16 protein-coding genes are annotated in these 17,096 nt (G+C 61.3%); 11 read left to right on the forward strand and 5 right to left on the reverse strand.

Features of this window, described 5'->3' with window-relative positions:
* Window positions 1-201 precede the first annotated feature (201 nt).
* The 6 genes from AACQ43_RS14995 to deoD all read left to right on the forward strand — a co-directional run bounded on the left by AACQ43_RS14995 (window position 202) and on the right by deoD (window position 6,393).
* Window positions 202-1,476 carry a NupC/NupG family nucleoside CNT transporter gene (locus AACQ43_RS14995; protein WP_016351990.1) on the forward strand — a complete coding sequence of 425 codons (1,275 nt, stop codon included), beginning with the start codon at window positions 202-204 and terminating at the stop codon, window positions 1,474-1,476.
* Between the two features lie 123 nt (window positions 1,477-1,599).
* On the forward strand, window positions 1,600-1,770 hold the full coding sequence (locus tag AACQ43_RS15000; RefSeq protein ID WP_005305103.1) for a XapX domain-containing protein: 171 nt from the start codon (window positions 1,600-1,602) through the stop codon (window positions 1,768-1,770).
* A gap of 391 nt (window positions 1,771-2,161) precedes the next feature.
* Entirely contained in the window at window positions 2,162-2,935 is a 774-nt protein-coding gene (deoC, locus tag AACQ43_RS15005; RefSeq protein ID WP_011707413.1) for a deoxyribose-phosphate aldolase, read from the forward strand.
* A gap of 109 nt (window positions 2,936-3,044) precedes the next feature.
* Complete coding sequence (gene deoA, locus AACQ43_RS15010) at window positions 3,045-4,376, forward strand: thymidine phosphorylase (protein WP_168967758.1); 1,332 nt, start codon at window positions 3,045-3,047, stop codon at window positions 4,374-4,376.
* A 14-nt stretch (window positions 4,377-4,390) separates the two neighbouring features.
* Window positions 4,391-5,599, forward strand: coding sequence for a phosphopentomutase (locus AACQ43_RS15015; RefSeq protein ID WP_011707411.1), 1,209 nt, complete (start codon window positions 4,391-4,393; stop codon window positions 5,597-5,599).
* A gap of 77 nt (window positions 5,600-5,676) precedes the next feature.
* On the forward strand, window positions 5,677-6,393 hold the full coding sequence (deoD, locus tag AACQ43_RS15020; protein ID WP_011707410.1) for a purine-nucleoside phosphorylase: 717 nt from the start codon (window positions 5,677-5,679) through the stop codon (window positions 6,391-6,393).
* A 69-nt stretch (window positions 6,394-6,462) separates the two neighbouring features.
* Here deoD and AACQ43_RS15025 read toward each other — a convergent pair whose 3' ends face one another.
* Complete coding sequence (locus AACQ43_RS15025; protein ID WP_168967759.1) at window positions 6,463-8,709, reverse strand: sensor domain-containing diguanylate cyclase; 2,247 nt, start codon at window positions 8,707-8,709, stop codon at window positions 6,463-6,465.
* A gap of 53 nt (window positions 8,710-8,762) precedes the next feature.
* Window positions 8,763-9,371 carry an AhpA/YtjB family protein gene (locus AACQ43_RS15030; protein WP_016351986.1) on the reverse strand — a complete coding sequence of 203 codons (609 nt, stop codon included), beginning with the start codon at window positions 9,369-9,371 and terminating at the stop codon, window positions 8,763-8,765.
* A gap of 120 nt (window positions 9,372-9,491) precedes the next feature.
* On the opposite strand from AACQ43_RS15030, the gene serB reads away from it, so the two are divergent.
* Together serB and AACQ43_RS15040 are read left to right on the forward strand one after the other, a co-directional pair.
* Window positions 9,492-10,502 carry a phosphoserine phosphatase SerB gene (serB, locus tag AACQ43_RS15035; RefSeq protein ID WP_146062693.1) on the forward strand — a complete coding sequence of 337 codons (1,011 nt, stop codon included), beginning with the start codon at window positions 9,492-9,494 and terminating at the stop codon, window positions 10,500-10,502.
* A gap of 49 nt (window positions 10,503-10,551) precedes the next feature.
* Window positions 10,552-11,457, forward strand: coding sequence for an alpha/beta hydrolase family protein (locus AACQ43_RS15040; RefSeq protein ID WP_168967760.1), 906 nt, complete (start codon window positions 10,552-10,554; stop codon window positions 11,455-11,457).
* 128 nt (window positions 11,458-11,585) lie between these two features.
* On the opposite strand, the gene AACQ43_RS15045 is transcribed toward AACQ43_RS15040, so the two are convergent.
* Window positions 11,586-13,964 carry a PilZ domain-containing protein gene (locus AACQ43_RS15045; protein ID WP_168967761.1) on the reverse strand — a complete coding sequence of 793 codons (2,379 nt, stop codon included), beginning with the start codon at window positions 13,962-13,964 and terminating at the stop codon, window positions 11,586-11,588.
* Between the two features lie 100 nt (window positions 13,965-14,064).
* On the opposite strand from AACQ43_RS15045, the gene radA reads away from it, so the two are divergent.
* Window positions 14,065-15,429 (forward strand): DNA repair protein RadA, encoded by a 1,365-nt coding sequence (gene radA, locus AACQ43_RS15050; RefSeq protein WP_168967762.1) that lies wholly within the window; start codon window positions 14,065-14,067, stop codon window positions 15,427-15,429.
* Between the two features lie 71 nt (window positions 15,430-15,500).
* Here the strand turns inward: radA and AACQ43_RS15055 are convergent, their stop codons facing one another.
* Entirely contained in the window at window positions 15,501-15,881 is a 381-nt protein-coding gene (locus tag AACQ43_RS15055; RefSeq protein WP_011707404.1) for a PilZ domain-containing protein, read from the reverse strand.
* Window positions 15,882-15,982: 101 nt separating this feature from the next.
* Window positions 15,983-16,465 carry an Rsd/AlgQ family anti-sigma factor gene (locus AACQ43_RS15060; protein WP_076361822.1) on the reverse strand — a complete coding sequence of 161 codons (483 nt, stop codon included), beginning with the start codon at window positions 16,463-16,465 and terminating at the stop codon, window positions 15,983-15,985.
* Window positions 16,466-16,562: 97 nt separating this feature from the next.
* On the opposite strand from AACQ43_RS15060, the gene AACQ43_RS15065 reads away from it, so the two are divergent.
* Entirely contained in the window at window positions 16,563-16,748 is a 186-nt protein-coding gene (locus AACQ43_RS15065) for a hypothetical protein (RefSeq protein WP_168967763.1), read from the forward strand.
* Between the two features lie 58 nt (window positions 16,749-16,806).
* Window positions 16,807-17,079, forward strand: coding sequence for a nucleoid-associated protein HU-alpha (gene hupA, locus AACQ43_RS15070; RefSeq protein ID WP_005305063.1), 273 nt, complete (start codon window positions 16,807-16,809; stop codon window positions 17,077-17,079).
* Window positions 17,080-17,096 lie beyond the last annotated feature (17 nt).

Here is a 17,096-nt window from a genome sequence, read left to right on the forward strand (position 1 = left end):
AGCGACATGATAAAAAACGGGGTAAGTAAAAATCGTTTGCGGTCTAATTTGACGACCCCTAGCGCATTTCATGCTTATAAAATGTGACCAGCATTCTACTTTGTCGCACCGTAATTAGTATAATGCGCACCCTTGATTGATGGCTTTGAGATACAAGTTGTTAACAAGCTGGAAGGTGCTACTAAAGAGGAAGTGTTAATAATGAATTTGATAATGGGTCTGGTAGGGATGGCAACGCTCGTCCTTATCGCGGTGCTGTTCTCCAGTAATCGCAAAGCAATAAAAATTCGCACCGTTGCCGGTGCCTTTGCAATTCAAGCTGGACTGGGTGCATTCGTGCTGTACGTCCCGGTTGGTCGAGATATTCTGGTGGGTGTATCTGATGCCGTTTCCAGCGTCATCGGTTATGGCCAAAACGGTATCGAATTCCTGTTCGGTGGTCTGGTCAGCAACAAGATGTTCGAAGTATTCGGTGGCGGCGGCTTTATCTTCGCTTTCCGCGTATTGCCGGTCATCATCTTCTTCTCCTCGCTGATCGCCGTTCTTTATTATCTGGGCATCATGCAGTGGGTCATCAAACTGCTGGGTGGTGGCCTGCAAAAAGTACTGGGCACTTCCCGTACCGAATCCCTCTCTGCCACTGCCAACATCTTCGTGGGTCAGACTGAAGCCCCGCTGGTGGTGCGTCCCTTCATCTCCAAAATGACTGACTCCGAGCTGTTTGCCGTCATGTGTGGTGGTCTGGCCTCCGTTGCCGGTTCCGTACTGGCTGGCTACGCCTCCATGGGCGTCAAGATGGAATACCTGATCGCCGCCTCCTTCATGGCCGCTCCGGGTGGTCTGCTGTTCGCCAAGCTGCTGGTGCCGGAAACCGAGACCCCGAGCTACGACGAGAACAATGCCGATGGCGAACTGGAGGACAAGCCTGCCAACGTGATCGATGCCGCTGCCGCCGGTGCTTCTGCTGGTCTGCAACTGGCCCTGAACGTCGGTGCCATGCTGCTGGCCTTCATCGGCCTGATCGCCATGATCAACGGCATCTTCTCCGGTGTGGGTGGCTGGTTCGGTTATCCGCAGCTCTCCCTGGAACTGCTGCTGGGCTGGATCTTCTCCCCGCTGGCCTTCCTGATCGGGGTGCCCTGGAGCGAAGCCATCGTGGCCGGTTCCTTCATCGGTCAGAAACTGGTGGTCAACGAGTTCGTGGCCTACCTGAACTTTGCCCCGTATCTGAAAGATGAAGTGCTGATCAATGGCGTGGCCATGTCCGACCACACCAAGGCCATCATCTCCTTCGCCCTGTGCGGCTTTGCCAACCTGTCCTCCGTCGCCATCCTGCTGGGTGGTCTGGGCTCCATGGCACCGAACCGTCGCGGCACCATTGCCAAATTTGGTCTGAAAGCCGTACTGGCTGGCTCTCTGTCCAACCTGATGTCTGCGACCATCGCAGGCTTCTTCCTGGCGCTGTCCGGCATGTAATATCGCCTGACTGTCAGGGTAAAGACGAACGCCACAGCGAGAAGCTGTGGCGTTCGCGTTTGGGGCGGTGACAACCGTTTTCCTTTCTAAACTAATAATAAAATGAGTCAAATCGGAGGTTATATGAATGAAGTGCTACTGGCGATGGCAGCCGGCTTTATCGTTGGCTTGTTGTTTTCTTTCCTCAAATTGCCGATCCCGGCCCCGCCCGTATTGTCCGGAGTAATGGGGATCGTCGGAGTCTATCTGGGGGGCTTGGCATACTCCTGGATACTCACTCGCTTCTTCTCTTAACGCACTTTTCAGTACCGGATTTGCCAGATGTGAGGTACCTCTGAAAATGGCAAATCCGGCTTGCAAACAAGGGGTATCTCGGCTGAAATAGGCATTGCCAGCAGGGTGCTGGCATTGACTAATGCCCGATGAGATCGGGTGTTGGCGGTCAAATGGAATTGATTGGGAAGTCGGGTCAGACCTTGTCTGCCTTTCTCAAGTCTTCATGGAACCAAGTCCGCACTTTTGTAAGAAAGTGACAGGGCTCTTGCCTTATTTGCAGCCTCATTGCCCGTGCAATTGCGCTGCAATTCCATTCCCGTTTCTTTGGGAGTCGTGTCTTGCCGGTTGCGTTGCGACAGGCAGACCCATGCCCTGGAATCCGGACTAAATCGAGACTTTGGAGAACAGAATGACTGATCTGAAACTGGCCGCCCAGCGCGCCCTGAACCTGATGGACCTGACCACTCTGAACGATGACGATACCGATCAGAAGGTGATCGACCTGTGCCGCAAGGCCAAGTCACCGGCCGGTCTGACCGCCGCCGTCTGCATCTATCCCCGTTTCATCCCCATCGCTCGCAAGACCCTGCGTGAAATCGGCGCCGCCGACGTGCGCATTGCGACCGTGACCAACTTCCCGCACGGCAATGATGACATCGAGATCGCCGTAGCCGAAACCCGCGCTGCCGTGGCCTACGGTGCCGACGAAGTGGACGTGGTGTTCCCGTACCGCGCCTTTATGGCTGGCAATGAACAGGTCGGCTTCGATCTGGTCAAAGCCTGTAAGGAAGCCTGTGGTAGCCAAGCCCTGCTGAAAGTGATCATCGAAACCGGTGAACTGAAAGAAGAGGCGCTGATCCGCCGCGCGTCTGAAATCTCCATCGATGCCGGTGCCGACTTCATCAAGACCTCCACCGGCAAGGTGCCGGTCAATGCGACCCCGGAAGCGGCGCGCATCATGATGGAAGTGATCAAGGCCAAGAACCCGAAAGTCGGCTTCAAGCCGGCCGGTGGCGTGAAAGATGCCGCCGTGGCGGGTCAGTACCTGGCCATGGCCGAAGAGATCCTGGGCAAAGACTGGGTATCCGCCCGCACCTTCCGCTTTGGTGCCTCCAGCCTGCTGGCCAGCCTGCTGGCCACACTGGGGCATGGCGACAAGCCGGCCAACACCAGCGGTTACTAATAGGTCGATGAGAGGGCGGACCTGGTCCGCCCTGTTTCGCCCCCACCATGCGGTGTGCGGGCAAGGATTCAGGCTTGTGTAACGCCAGCAATGGCGGAGGGAATGAAAGATGTTTTTGCCTCAAGAAATTATTCGCAAGAAGCGCAACGGTGAAGCGCTCAGTACCCAAGAGATTCAATTCTTCGTTCAGGGCATTACCAACAACACCATCGGCGAGGGCCAGATTGCGGCGCTGGCGATGGCGGTCTACTTCAAAGACATGACCATGGATGAGCGGGTTGCCCTGACCTGCGCCATGCGCGACTCCGGCATGGTACTGACTTGGGACCACCTCAATCTGGGTGGTCCGATCGTCGACAAACACTCCACCGGTGGTGTGGGTGACGTCGTCTCCCTGATGCTCGGCCCGATGGTCGCCGCCTGCGGCGGTTTCGTGCCGATGATCTCCGGCCGTGGCCTGGGCCACACCGGCGGTACCCTCGACAAGCTGGATGCCATTCCGGGCTACCAGACCTCGGTTGACAACGATCGTTTCCTGAAAGTGGTGAAAGAGGCGGGTGTCGCCATCATCGGTCAGACCGGCGATCTCGCCCCGGCTGACAAGCGTATCTATGCAGTACGTGACATCACTGCCACCGTCGAATCCATCGCCATGATCACCGGCTCCATTCTCTCCAAGAAGCTCGCCTCCGGGCTGGAAGCGCTGGTGATGGATGTGAAAGTGGGCTCCGGCGCCTTTATGCCGACCTTTGAAGCCTCTGAAGAACTGGCCAAGAGCATTGTGGCCGTGGCCAACGGTGCCGGCTGCCGCACTTCAGCGCTCTTGACCGACATGAACCAGGTGCTGGCCTCCAGCGCCGGCAACGCGGTGGAAGTACGCGAAGCGGTGCGCTACCTGACCGGTGAATACCGCAACCCGCGCATTCACGCCGTGACCATGGCACTGTGTGCCGAGATGCTGATCTCCGCCGGCCTGGCCAGCGATGACGGCGAGGCCCGCCGCAAGCTGCAGGCGGTGCTGGACAATGGCAAGGCAGCCGAGATCTTCGGGCGCATGGTGACCGGCCTCGGTGGTCCCGCCGACTTCATGGAGCGCTACGACGCCTACCTGCCCAAAGCCGCCATCGTGCGCCCCGTGTATGCCGCCAACAGCGGTTTCGTGACAGCCATGGACACCCGTGAACTGGGTCTGGCCGTGGTCGCCATGGGCGGTGGTCGCCGCGCTGCCGGTGACAAACTTGATTATGCGGTCGGTCTGACCGACTTTATCCGCCTGGGTCAAAGCGTCGAGGCAGACAAGCCGCTCGCCCTGATCCACGCTCAAACTGAAGAGCAATTCGCTCAGGCTGCCAGCATGGTGCAGGCTGCCGTCAAGATCGGTGACACCCGACCAGAGGCGCTGCCCGAGGTCTACCGTCGCATCGGTCTGGCTGATTTGTAACAAGGGGAAGTCCCATGAAACGTACCTTTATTCTGATGATGGACTCTTTCGGTATTGGCGCTGCCGCCGACGCCGACAAGTTCGGAGATGTGGGCGCCAATACCCTTGGCCATATCGCCAAGGCCTGCGCCGCCGGTGAGATCGAAGGCCGTGGCGCCCTCAATCTGCCGAACCTCAGCAAGCTGGGTCTGGGTCACGCGGGCGAACTCGCCAGCGGCACCTTCCCGGCCGGCCTGAACAAGGACATCGACGTGGTCGGCGCCTACGGCTTTGCCCAGGAGCTCTCCTCCGGCAAGGACACCCCGTCCGGTCACTGGGAGATCGCCGGCGTGCCCGTGCTGTTCGAGTGGGGTTACTTCCATGACCACCACAACAGCTTCCCGCAGGAGCTGCTGGATGCCATCGTCGAGAAGGCCGGTCTGCCGGGCTACCTCGGCAACTGCCACGCCTCCGGTACCCAGGTGCTGGATGATCTGGGCGAAGAGCACATGCGTACCGGCAAGCCGATCCTCTACACCTCCGCCGACTCCGTGTTCCAGATCGCCTGCCACGAAGAGACCTACGGCCTCGAGAAGCTCTATGAGCTGTGCCACATCGTGCGCGAGCTGCTGGAGCCCTACAACATCGGCCGCGTCATCGCGCGTCCGTTCGTGGGCAGCGGCAAGGGCAACTTCAAGCGCACCGGCAACCGCCACGACTACTCCGTGCTGCCGCCGGCACCGACCGTGCTGGACTACATGAAGGAAGCGGGCGGTCAGGTGGTCTCCATCGGCAAGATCGCCGACATCTATGCCCAGCAGGGCATCACCAAGCAGGTGAAGGGGACCGGTCTGACCGAGCTGTGGGATCGTACTCTGGAAGAGGTCAAAGCGGCCGGTGACCAGACCATCGTCTTCACCAACTTCGTCGACTTCGACTCCTCCTACGGCCACCGTCGCGACGTGAAGGGCTATGCCGATGCGCTGGAGTATTTCGACTCCCGTCTGCCGGAGCTGTTCGAGTTGCTGGAAGATGGCGACGTGGTGGTGCTGACCGCCGACCACGGCTGCGATCCGACCTGGGGTGGTACCGATCACACCCGCGAGTACATCCCGGTGTTGTTCTACGGCAAGCCGGTCAAGGCTGGCTCCGTCGGTCGTCGCGAGACGTTCGCCGACATCGGCCAGAGCATCGCGGCGTACCACGGCCTGCCCAAACTGGCATACGGTACCAGCTTCCTGTAATTTACCCGCCCGCCGCCTCGGCGGCGGGCAACCAATAAAGACAATAAAACTCAACCTAGTGTGAAGGAATCAAGAGAATGGCAACTCCTCATATCAATGCGAAAGATGGCGCCTTTGCTGATACCGTGCTGATGCCGGGCGACCCCCTGCGCGCCAAGTACATCGCCGAGACTTTCCTGGAGAACGTCGAGCAGGTGTGCGACGTGCGCAACATGTTCGGTTTCACCGGCACCTACAAGGGTCGTCGCATCTCCATCATGGGTCACGGCATGGGCATCCCGTCCTGCTCCATCTATGCAAAAGAGCTGATCACCGATTATGGCGTGAAGACCCTGATCCGCGTTGGCTCCTGCGGCGCCGTGCGTGAAGACGTGAAACTGCGTGACGTGGTGATCGGCATGGGTGCCTGCACCGACTCCAAAGTGAACCGTCTGCGCTTCAAGGATCACGACTTCGCCGCCATCGCCGACTTCGACCTGGTTGCCAATGCCGTACAGGCCGCCAAGAACAAGGGCGTCGCCGTGCGCGTGGGTAACATCTTCTCCGCCGACCTGTTCTACACCCCGGACCCCTCCATGTTCGACGTCATGGAAAAGTACGGCATCCTGGGTGTCGAGATGGAAGCCGCCGGCATCTACGGCGTGGCTGCAGAGTACGGTGCCAAGGCACTGACCATCTGCACCGTCTCCGACCATATCCGTACCGGTGAGCAGACTACCTCTGAAGAGCGTCAGCTGACCTTCAACGACATGATCGAAATCGCGCTGGATTCCGTCCTGCTGGGCGACAACTAATCCCCCTCGCGCATGAATAATGACAACGGCGGCCCTCGGGCCGCCGTTTTGCATTGCAAGGATGGCAGCTCAGAGGTCGAGGGCGAAGCGCCCCTTGCCGGCCTGCTTGGCTTGGTACATGGCGCTGTCGGCCCGGTGCAGCAGATCGTCGATGTGGCAATACTGGCCCGAGTGGCAGAGCGCACCGCCAATGCTGCCGGCGAGGGGCAACAGATGGCCGGCCACGTCGGCCGGCACCGCCATGGCCGCCAGCAGCCGCTCGCACAGGGCGGGCAGCTCCAGCTCCGGCTGGCGCAGGGCCGGCAGTATGATGGTGAACTCGTCGCCAGCCAGGCGCGCCACCATGTCGCCGGGGCGCACCTCGGCACTCAGCACGCTGGCGAAGCGTTGCAGCAGGGCGTCGCCGACGTGATGGCCGAGCTGATCATTGATCCGCTTGAAGCCGTCGAGATCGAGAAACAGCAGGCCCAGGGTCTCGGCATTCTGGCGCACCCGTTCCAGCTCCCGGGAGAGGCGCAGGGTGAAGGCGCGCCGATTGGGCAGGCCGGTGAGGGGGTCGTGGGCCGCCTCGTGCTCCAGCTGGTTCTGCAGCGCCTTGAACTCGGTGATGTCGCTGCCAAGGATGTAGACCCCCGGCTCATCGCCCCGGCTCGGGATCATGGTGATCCTGAGATCGCGCGGGCCGATGGGCAGCTCGAAACGGTTCTCGAAGCTCACCTGCTCGCCGGCGAGGGCCCGCTCCAGATGGGCGATGGCCCGGCCGTAGGCCGCGTCGCCGATCACCTCCCGCACGCTCATCTCCCGCATCAGCTCGGCATCAAGCCCGAAGTAGCGGCAGTAGGCCTGGTTGGCGAACAAATAACGCCCCTCGGGCGAGACCATGCTGATGGTGACCGGCAGGCCGTCGGTGATGGCCCGCAGCCTGGCCCGCCCACGTTCAATCTCGGCCAGTACCTGGCGGCGGGCCGTGATGTCGTGCAAAAACAGGGCGATGCGCACCTTGCCGTCGAACTGGTAACGCTCGGCAATCACCTCTACCGGGATGCGCCGGCCGTCGTGGGTGCCGATCTCGCACTCCAGCCGGCGCGCAGCACTCTGGGGATGGGTCAGCTGGGCCAGCAGGGGGTGAGCGCTGCCGAGCAGGGCGGGCAGGGTACGCCCCAGCATCTCTTCGGGGTGCCAGCCAAGCAGGGTGGTGGAGGCCGGATTCCAGCCGGTGATGACCAGCGCCTCGTCTAGTTCGAGGAAGGCGTTGCTGGTGTGTTCCAGCATGTGCTGCAGGCGGCGCTGTTCCTGCCACAGGCGCTGTTGCATGGCGCCGCGCTCCTGCATCTCGCGATGCAGTTGCTCCACCGTGCTCGACAGCTCGCGGGTGCGCTCACGGACCTGCCGCTCGAGCCCCTGCTGCAGTTGCAGCAGCTCGGCTTCGGCCTGCTTGCGTTCGGTGAGGTCGGCGAACACGGCGATCAGGTGCGGCGCCATGGTGCGGCTATGGCACAGGGTCACGCTGAGCTGGACCCAGCACTGGCTGCCGTCGGCCCGGATCATCCGCTTCTCCAGCCGGTAGTCCTGCCGTTGCCCCGTGAGCAAGGCGTTGAACAGGGGCAGCTCGCGCTGCAGATCCTCGGGATGGGTCATGGTGTGCCAGGTGCGGCTCAGCATCGCCTGCTCGCTGTAGCCGAGCAGCCGCTCCAGCCCCGGGTTGGCCCGCAGCCACTTGCCTTCGAGGGAGGAGAGGGCCATGCCCACCGACGACTGGTTGAAGGTGAGGGTGAACAGGTGATCCTTGTCCTCCAGCACCTGATTGAGGCTGCGCACCTGATGGCGCCGCTCCAGATCGTGCAGGGTGTTCTCCACCAGGCGGCCGAAGTCATCGAGATCGCGGCAGGCCTCCTGGTCGAGGTGGCGCGGGGCATGATCCACCAGACAGAGGGTGCCGAGCACCACGCCATCCAGCGCCCGCAGTGGGCGGCCGGCATAGAAGACCACGTGCGGTTCCTCGGTCACCAGCGGGTTGTCGGCAAACCGCGGGTCGAGCCTGGCATCCGGCACCTGCATGATGTCGGGACGCAGGATGGCGTGGCCGCAAAAGGAGTGCTCCCGGCTGATCTCGCACAGGGCGACGCCGGTGCGGGCAAGAAACCACTGCCGGTTCACGTCGGTCAGCGAGACCATGGCGATGGGCAGCGAGAAATGGCGGGTAATGAGCCGGGTCAGGCGATCCAGCTGATCGATGGGCTCGCGGTCAAGCAGGCCGAGGATGCGGAGTCGTTCCAGTCGACTCTCTTCATCCAGCGGCAGAGAGGGGGCAATCATACAGCGCTCCTGCTGGTGGCATTGCCAGTTTCGGGTCGGGGGATCGCGCCGCCTTATTGCGGCTCGACCGGTTTGCTTTTCTTCTTGTGCTTGCGCACCCGCATGTAGTTGCGACGTATCCCGTAGGAGATGAGCAACCCGGCCAGCAGGGCGACCAGCAGCATCAGCCGCTGCTTCTCCTGTACCACCTTGAGCCGGGTATCCTTGTCCGCCAGCATCTGCTGCTCTTCCAGCGTAATGCGCAGATACCCCAGGGTCTGCTCCCCATCCAGGATCTCCTGCACGAACTGGATGCGGCCCTTGCCCTGCTCCGGTACCGACTTGTTGCTGTCGCCGATGGGCAGCAGGCTGTCCAGCGGCACCGCATTGTCCGACTGGGCGAGGGGGATGCCGCGGGCATCGTAGAGGGTGACGTCGAGGATCTCGGGCTCGGCAGCCAGATCCTGGGCCAGCCGCTCCAGCTCGCTGTTCTTGTCCTCCTTGAGCCAGCGCTTCATGTCGCGGGCGGCATAGGCCACCAGCGCCTGTGCCCGGTTGCGTGCCTCGCTGTGCAGCGAAGCCTGGCTCTCACCCTGCATGTGGATGAGTACCGCGAGCACCCAGAGTCCGAGCAGGACGCCGGCACCGAGACTGAGCACACGTTTGATGGGGAGATGACGCAAGCGTTGAGCCTTTTGCTGACAAGGGGTGGCGGGATCTTGGCGCTTGCCTGTACAAAAAGCAATACGCTACTCTGGGCCAGTATTGTTAACCCCATGATCACCAAGGAAGGCGTTATCCCTATGTTGTTGTCCCAATTGCCCGCAGAGATTTCAGAGTGGCCCGAGTGCCTGTCCGGCGCTCCCTGGTGGGAGGCGACGCCGCAGGCGTTGCTGCCTGCCGCCAGTGCGCTGGATGGCGGCTGGCTGGTGCTGTTCGGGCGCGCGCTGGCCGGTCATCATCTCGGGCGGCTGGCCGGACTGCTGGCGCAGCACGAGTTGCAGGCCAGGCTCTATCCGCCCGCCATGCCGGCCGGAGTGCCTCTGCTGCTGCTGGGCACGGATCGCTTCTCACCCGCTCTGGTACAGGCACTCAAGGGGGAGGAGTGGGACATCGATCTGTGTCATCTGCCAGCCCTGCCCAGCCTGGCGGAGCCCGGTTTGCTGGTGATGGACATGGACTCCACCGCCATCCGCATCGAGTGCATCGACGAGATTGCCCGGTTGGCCGGGGTCGGCGAGCAGGTGGCGGCGGTCACGGCAGCCGCCATGCAGGGCCAGCTGGAGTTTGCCGACAGTCTGCGGGCCAGGGTCGCCCTGCTGGAAGGGGCGCCGGTCACCCTTCTCGACCAGGTGGCGGACAACATGCCCTGGATGCCGGGCCTGCCGTTGATGGTCGATACCCTCAAACAGGCCGGTTGGAAGGTGGCGATCGCCTCCGGTGGCTTCACCCGTTTTGCCGGCCAGTTGCAGCGGGAGCTGGGGCTGGACGCCATCTTCGCCAACGAGCTGGCGGTGGCGGGGCAACAGCTGACCGGCAAGGTGAGCGGGCGCATCGTGGATGCCGCCGTCAAGGCAGAGGTCTTGCTGCAGCTGGCGCAGGAGTACGGCATCGCCGCTGGACAGACCGTGGCCGTCGGCGATGGCGCCAACGATCTCAAGATGATGGGGGTCGCCGGGCTCGGCATTGCCATCCACGCCAAGCCGCTGGTGCGGGCGCAGGCGGCGGCCACCCTCAATCACCACGATCTGGAAGGGGTGATCTGCCTGCTCGGTGCGCTGGCCTGCCGCCAGCAGCGCTGGGATCGCCGCTAGTCCCGGCGCCTCGGCAAGACTCCCACGTCACGGAGGACGTAGTCTCAGAATGGAACTGTTACAGCAATCCCTGTTTATTCCCTGCGGCGCACATCGGCTGCACGTGCGCCACATTCAGCCGCGGGTCGCGGTACATGGCGAGCCGATCCTGATGGTGCACGGCGCCATCGAGAACGGCCGCATCTTCTACACCGAATCGGGCAAGGGGCTGGCCTGCTTTCTGGCCCGCCATGGCTATCAAGTCTATGTGGCCGACCTGCGGGGACGGGGGCTGAGCACGCCAGCCATCGCCGAGCAGGCCGAACATGGCCAGCATGAGCTCATCACCGAGGATCTGCCGGCCCTGCACCGCTGGATTGCCAGCCGCCATGGCGGCTTCAAGCTGCACTGGATGGCCCACTCCTGGGGCGGTGTCATCATGGCGTCGACCCTGGTGCGCTTCCCCGAGTTGGCGGAGCAGGTGGCCAGCCTGGTGTTCTTTGGCACCAAGCGCGGCGTGTCGGTACAAAATCCGGAGCGCTGGCTCAAGGTGGATCTGATCTGGAACCGGCTGGCCCCCTGGCTGGCCAGGCGAAACGGCTTTCTGGCCGCGCGCAGCCTGAAAATCGGGGCGGATGACGAGCCGCTGCGTTACCTGCAGGAGACCATCCCCTGGGTCAAATGCGGCCCCTGGCAGGATCCCAACGACGGGTTTGCCTATGACGAGGCGGCCGCCCGGGTCAACTGGCCACCGCTCTGGATGATCTCGGCCAAGGCGGACAAGGTGCTGGGTCACCCGACCGACGTGCGCCGTTTCAGCGCCGAGATGGGCTCGGCTGCGCGTCATACCCGCCTCGGCCGGGACAACGGCAACCGACTCGATTACGACCATATCAACATGTTGACCGCCCCGCAGGCGCAGGAAGATCACTTCCCGCAGATCCTGGAATGGTTGCTCAATCCGCAGGCGGCCTGACAAAGACTGGGCTGGTGGAGCCGGTTATCCGGTGTGTTGATGGATGAACAAACCATGGCGGGCCAGAGGCCCGCCATGGTTTTATTGCCTGCCCGCCGGGTTGAGAGCCTTGGTTTGCAGGGGCCTGCTCAATTGACGGGCGCCGTGATGCCAAGCCGGAACAGGGTCGCCTGGCTGGTATCGGTCAGCTCACCCACCCCCACCACGCTCCACAACTCCTCTTCCAGCTTTTTGGCCTTGTGAATGGCGAACTTGGCGATGTAGTCCAGCTCGTTGGCGATGAAGTTGGTGTCGGGGCGGCCGGTGCGGGAGATGCCCACCAGCACCGAGTAGAACTCCCCCTGACGCAGCGCCTGTTCGATGAAGCTGCGCTTCTCCGCCACATTCTTGAAGCTGCTGGCGAGCCGGCTGGTGAAGATGGGCAGGCCGGCTGCCGTCTGCAGGCTGGCGATGTAGACCTCCTCCTCCTGGGGCTGATCCTCCCGCTCGATGGCTCGCAGCGGGTTCATGATGAGCTGTTTGAGCAATTCGCCCTGGAACAGGGGATAGAGGTTGTCCTGGTCACCCTGCTCGGCACAGGCTTTCAGCAGCCGCGACAGGCTGCGCGCCTGGGGGGCATGACCGATGGAGGCCGGCCTGGGGGCACCCTTCAGCTTGTTGATGTAGACCGGGGTGCTGAAGACGTGGTGGGTGTAGATGTTGCGCAGCGCCCGTGCCATGCCGCGATAGCGGCGCTGCTCCTGGGCTGCTTTGAGCTTGTTCTGGTTGCTCTCGATCAACAGCTTGAAGAACTGGCGGCCGGTGTGGCGCTCCGGATCGCCCTCGATGCACAGGTGCAGCACGGTGCGGGTCAGGTTGATGCTGACCAGCCGGTAGGGCAGGCGCTGCAGATCCATGCTCTTGGAGAGCTCCTGCAGGCGCGGCAGGGCGATGGTGACGATGTCGTCCTTCACCCCCTCGAACGGCTCTTCCAGCTCGATCTGCATGCCGTGGGCCGAGATGTCGCGGGTCCAGCCGAGCCAGGCGCGGCCATTGTGCTTGATGGCCACGGCCGTCTTGTGAATGTAGCGGGCCTCCTTGCGCAGCTGGACATAGTGCAGCGTCTCGATCTCGAAGGGGGCGGCACTGCTGTCGTGGCCGAAGCGCTGCAGCTCGTTGGCATTGTGCTGGGCGGTGGCATCGTACTGAAACTCCTCCCGCTGGCTGTCGAGGCCGACATCCTGCAGCAGGCCGACATAGCTTATCTGCTTGAGCCGCTCCTGCAGCAGCATGTCTTGCAGCTGAGGGCTCTCCTTGCTCTGCTGGCTGGCCAGATCGGCCTCGTGCAGGTCACAGCGCTCCAGGCTGAATTTGTAGACCCGCCAGCTGGGACGCCGGGCGCCGACCTGGAAGAAGAGCGACATCAGCCCGCTCTGCAACAGCTCTTCCCGGGTGGCGGAGAAGAAATAGAGGTGGCTGCGTACCGAATGGGTGAAGCAGTAGATCAGGGTCTCTTTCAGCTCACCCGCCGCCGGCAGCAGGGTCTGCATGCGGGTGGCGGAGAACAGGCTGGCGAGCATGTCGCGGTTCTTGGCATCGCGCCAGTATTCGAGAATGTGCTGGTTGTTCTCGGTGCGCAGGGCGATCTCGAGGCTGGGGCTGTCGCCCGAACCGAAAAACAGCGGCATGCCGGTCATGCGCGGCAGATAGAACTGCTCATACCCCTTGATGATGGCAGCGGAGAGCAGATAGTCGACGCTGACCCGATAGCGGCTCTTGTTGCTCTCGATGAACTCGCTCAGGAACTGGTCGAAGCCGGGGTGTTCGCCGGTTTTGACCAGTCTGAGCCAGAACTTGCCCTCCTTGCTCTCTTCCCCGAGGATCTGGTAGCTGACCGAATGGTGCAGGACCGGGTTGGGATGATCCCGCTCCAGCCCGGTGAAGAACACCTCGACGTGGGCGCCGGTCTGGTAGTTGGGCAGATAGGGCACCGAGACCCGGATCCCGCCGAGGGACAGGTCGGAGCTTTTGGCAAACAGCTTGTCACCGTCGACGAACTTGATGAGCACGGGGGAGCTGAAGTGCATCCGCTCCTGGCGTCGGCCATAGTAGCTGGCAAAGGCGATGGGGTTGACGTCGTACTGGCGAAACGGGCTGGCAGGTGGCTGCAGCGGGCCATCGCTCTTGCCATGGTGGTGCTTCTGCCAGTATTGCAGTGCCTCGTAGACTCCCAGGGTGTAATCGTCTTTGTAGAGATAGCACTGGGACTGGAACAGACCGATGGCCTCGGCTGGCATGAAGTGGGTGATCCCGTCGGATTCATGGACCAGACACTCGTCACCCAGTTCGTCCCGCATGTCGATCACGCGACGGCAGGGGGTGCATCTACGCTTGATCTCCATCTTGATCAGAAAACGGCTGTTGCTGTTTTCGTCCTGGGTCAGGCGATTGAAGATGTCATCGAAATCCTTTTCTCTGAGCAGGGGGATGAGCTGTTCAATAAGGTGCTGTTGTTGTTCTGAATCCATGTGTTCCTGCCACGGAAAGTCACTTTTCCGATTCTGGGTTTGATCTGTCGGTCGCAAACAAGTATATCAAGCAGGAATTCATCCTGTCCCCGAGTTATCCATGGCCAAAAACAAAACTGCCTATGTTTGTACCGAATGTGGCGCCGACTTCACACGCTGGCAGGGCCAGTGCAGTGAGTGCAAGGAGTGGAACACCATCAGCGAGGTGCGCCTCGGCTCGGTGACCCCGGGCAAGAGTGCCCGCTATACCGGTTATGCCGGCGCCATCGGCAGCCAGGTGCAGACGCTGGCGGAGATCGCCACCACCGAGATCCCACGCTTCTCTTCCGGTTTCAAGGAACTGGACCGGGTCCTGGGTGGTGGGGTGGTGCCGGGCTCGGCGATCCTGATCGGTGGCAACCCGGGGGCGGGCAAGTCGACCCTGCTGCTACAGACTATGTGCGGTCTGGCGGAGCGGATGAAGACCCTCTATGTCACCGGCGAGGAGTCGCTGCAACAGGTGGCGATGCGGGCCTCGCGCCTCGGCCTGCCGACTAACAAGCTGCGCATGCTATCGGAGACCTCGGTCGAGCAGATCTGCCTGATTGCCCAGCAGGAGCAGCCGCAGATCATGGTCATCGACTCCATCCAAGTGATGCATGTGGCGGATGTGCAGTCGGCGCCGGGTTCAGTGTCTCAGGTGCGGGAAGCCGCCGCCCTGCTGACCCGCTATGCCAAACAGAATCACGTCGCCATCTTCATGGTGGGCCACGTGACCAAGGATGGCACCCTGGCCGGCCCCAAGGTACTGGAGCACTGCATCGACTGCTCCGTGCTGCTCGATGGCGGTCACGATTCCCGCTTCCGGACCCTGCGCTCCCACAAGAACCGCTTCGGGGCGGTCAACGAGCTCGGTGTCTTCGCCATGACCGGGCAGGGGATGCGGGAGGTGAGCAACCCTTCCGCCATCTTCCTCAGCCGCGGTGAAGAGCAGGCGCCGGGGTCGGTGGTGATGGTGATCTGGGAAGGTACCCGTCCTCTGCTGGTGGAACTGCAGGCGCTGGTGGATTACTCCCAGCTCTCCAACCCGCGTCGGGTGGCAGTGGGGATGGATCACAACCGTCTCGCCATGTTGCTGGCGGTGCTGCACCGCCACGGCGGCCTGCAGATGGCGGATCAGGATGTCTTCATCAACGTGGTCGGCGGCGTCAAGGTCGAAGAGACCAGTGCGGATCTGGCCCTGCTGCTCTCCATGGTCTCCAGTTTCCGGGATCAATCCCTGCCCAAGGATCTGGTGGTGTTTGGGGAGGTGGGTTTGTCTGGCGAGATCCGGCCCGTGCCCTCAGGCCAGGAGCGGTTGCAGGAAGCCGCCAAGCATGGCTTCCGCCGGGCCATAGTGCCGCATGCCAACGCGCCCAAGCATCCCATCGAAGGCATGGAAGTGGTGCCGGTCAAGAAACTGGCCGATGCTCTGGAGGCCTTGTAATCGGCATGGTGGCCGCAGGCAGGCAATAAAAAGGAGCGCAACGGCGCTCCTTTTTGCATCGGGTATACCGCTCAGGGGTGGGGGTGTTCGAGATGTTCGCTCAGCAACTGCTCCAGCTCCCTGTGCAGCAAGTCTTCATCGCCGACGTTGAGCTCGATCATCCGCTTGAGGTGGGTGGCGCTATCGATGTCGATGTGATGGCAGTAGAACCCCAGCTTCTTGCTGGCTTCATGGGTCAGCATGACCTGCATCTTGATCTCGATGTCGCTGCCGCTCAGCACGAAGCTGAGTGAATACTCTTTGTTATCGTGGCTTTCCCAGTCATCGGGCCGGATCAACAGCGCGCCCTGCAGGGAGATATCCACCAGCTGGGTCCGCCATTTCTTATCTCCCTGGACGAGGTCGGCCATGGTCAAGTAGAGGATCCGTGAAAAACGGCGACGCTCGGACATTCTCATCTCCTGTCAGCAATAGGAATTGGAGCTAAAGGTCATGACATAGAGTGTAATGCACCTTGCACATCAGGATCTTGAACTGGCTCCGAAATTGGATATCAAACCTGCTGGGCGCTGAGTGACTCCACCACCTGCAGTGCCTTGATCAGCCGATCCTCTTGTTTGAAGCGATCTTCGAGCACAGGACCAAGCTGGTTCAAGTCTTCATCCAGCAGCAGCATCTGGGCCTCATCGGCATTGCTGTACTTGTCGTTGAACTCCAACGCAAACTCGGTACAGGCCCGGATATGGGGATAGATGCGTTTCGCCAGTTCCAGCTTGTCGCCGCTGGCCTGTTCGAAGGCGGTCACCACGTGGTTGTAGATCTCGAAGTGTCCGGCGCTGACGTAGTCGACCAGGCGCTCACAGAAGCCTTGCAGTTCCACATGGCCAGGCAGCGAACGCTGCTTGGTACGGGCGGGGGTCAGTCCGGCAAGCCGCATGTATTCGACCAGCAATGCCTGCCTGGCATCCAGCCAGTCGTCGATAGCTCTGTGCTTTCCTGCCAATGCGCGTTTGGTTTGTTCCAGTTCAGTTAACATAATCCCTCCGTGGGGCATAGGCATGGAGTGCTATCGTGACGGGCCTCCGGCCTTTTTATTGACTGACGACACCTCCCTATAACTAGGGAAAATCCAGTTGACCGTCAATAGGGGCATGGGGATATTGTTACATCAGGTGGTGTTTTGGTTACAAGGCACCATCATTTGCTCTCCTCTTCCCGTCAATTACGATCACGAAGGGGCGAGATATGTGACTATTTCCGCAGATCTTGATGAAAACCCCAGCATTCAAGCCAATCCGGCTGATAAAGCCTTTGCCTGAGTGTTTTTTTTTGAATAGAGTGGCCCAGTGCTAAATGCCCGATCATAAAGGAAATGTTATGAACAAAGCTCAACTTGTCGATGCAATTGCAGCCAAAGCAGATCTGAGCAAAGCTCAGGCCAAAGTCGCTCTGGAAGAGATCATCAATGGTATTACCCAGAGCCTGAAAGAAGGTGATGCTGTGCAGTTGGTGGGTTTTGGCACCTTCAAGGTGAACCATCGTGCTGGCCGTACCGGTCGCAATCCGCAAACTGGTAAAGAGATCCAGATTGCAGCCGCGAATGTGCCGTCCTTTGTGGCAGGCAAGGCGCTCAAAGACGCCGTCAAGTAATCCCCAAAAACCCGGCG

It is taken from the genome of Aeromonas sp. DNRA1 (assembly GCF_963888745.1).
GTDB lineage: Bacteria > Pseudomonadota > Gammaproteobacteria > Enterobacterales > Aeromonadaceae > Aeromonas > Aeromonas hydrophila.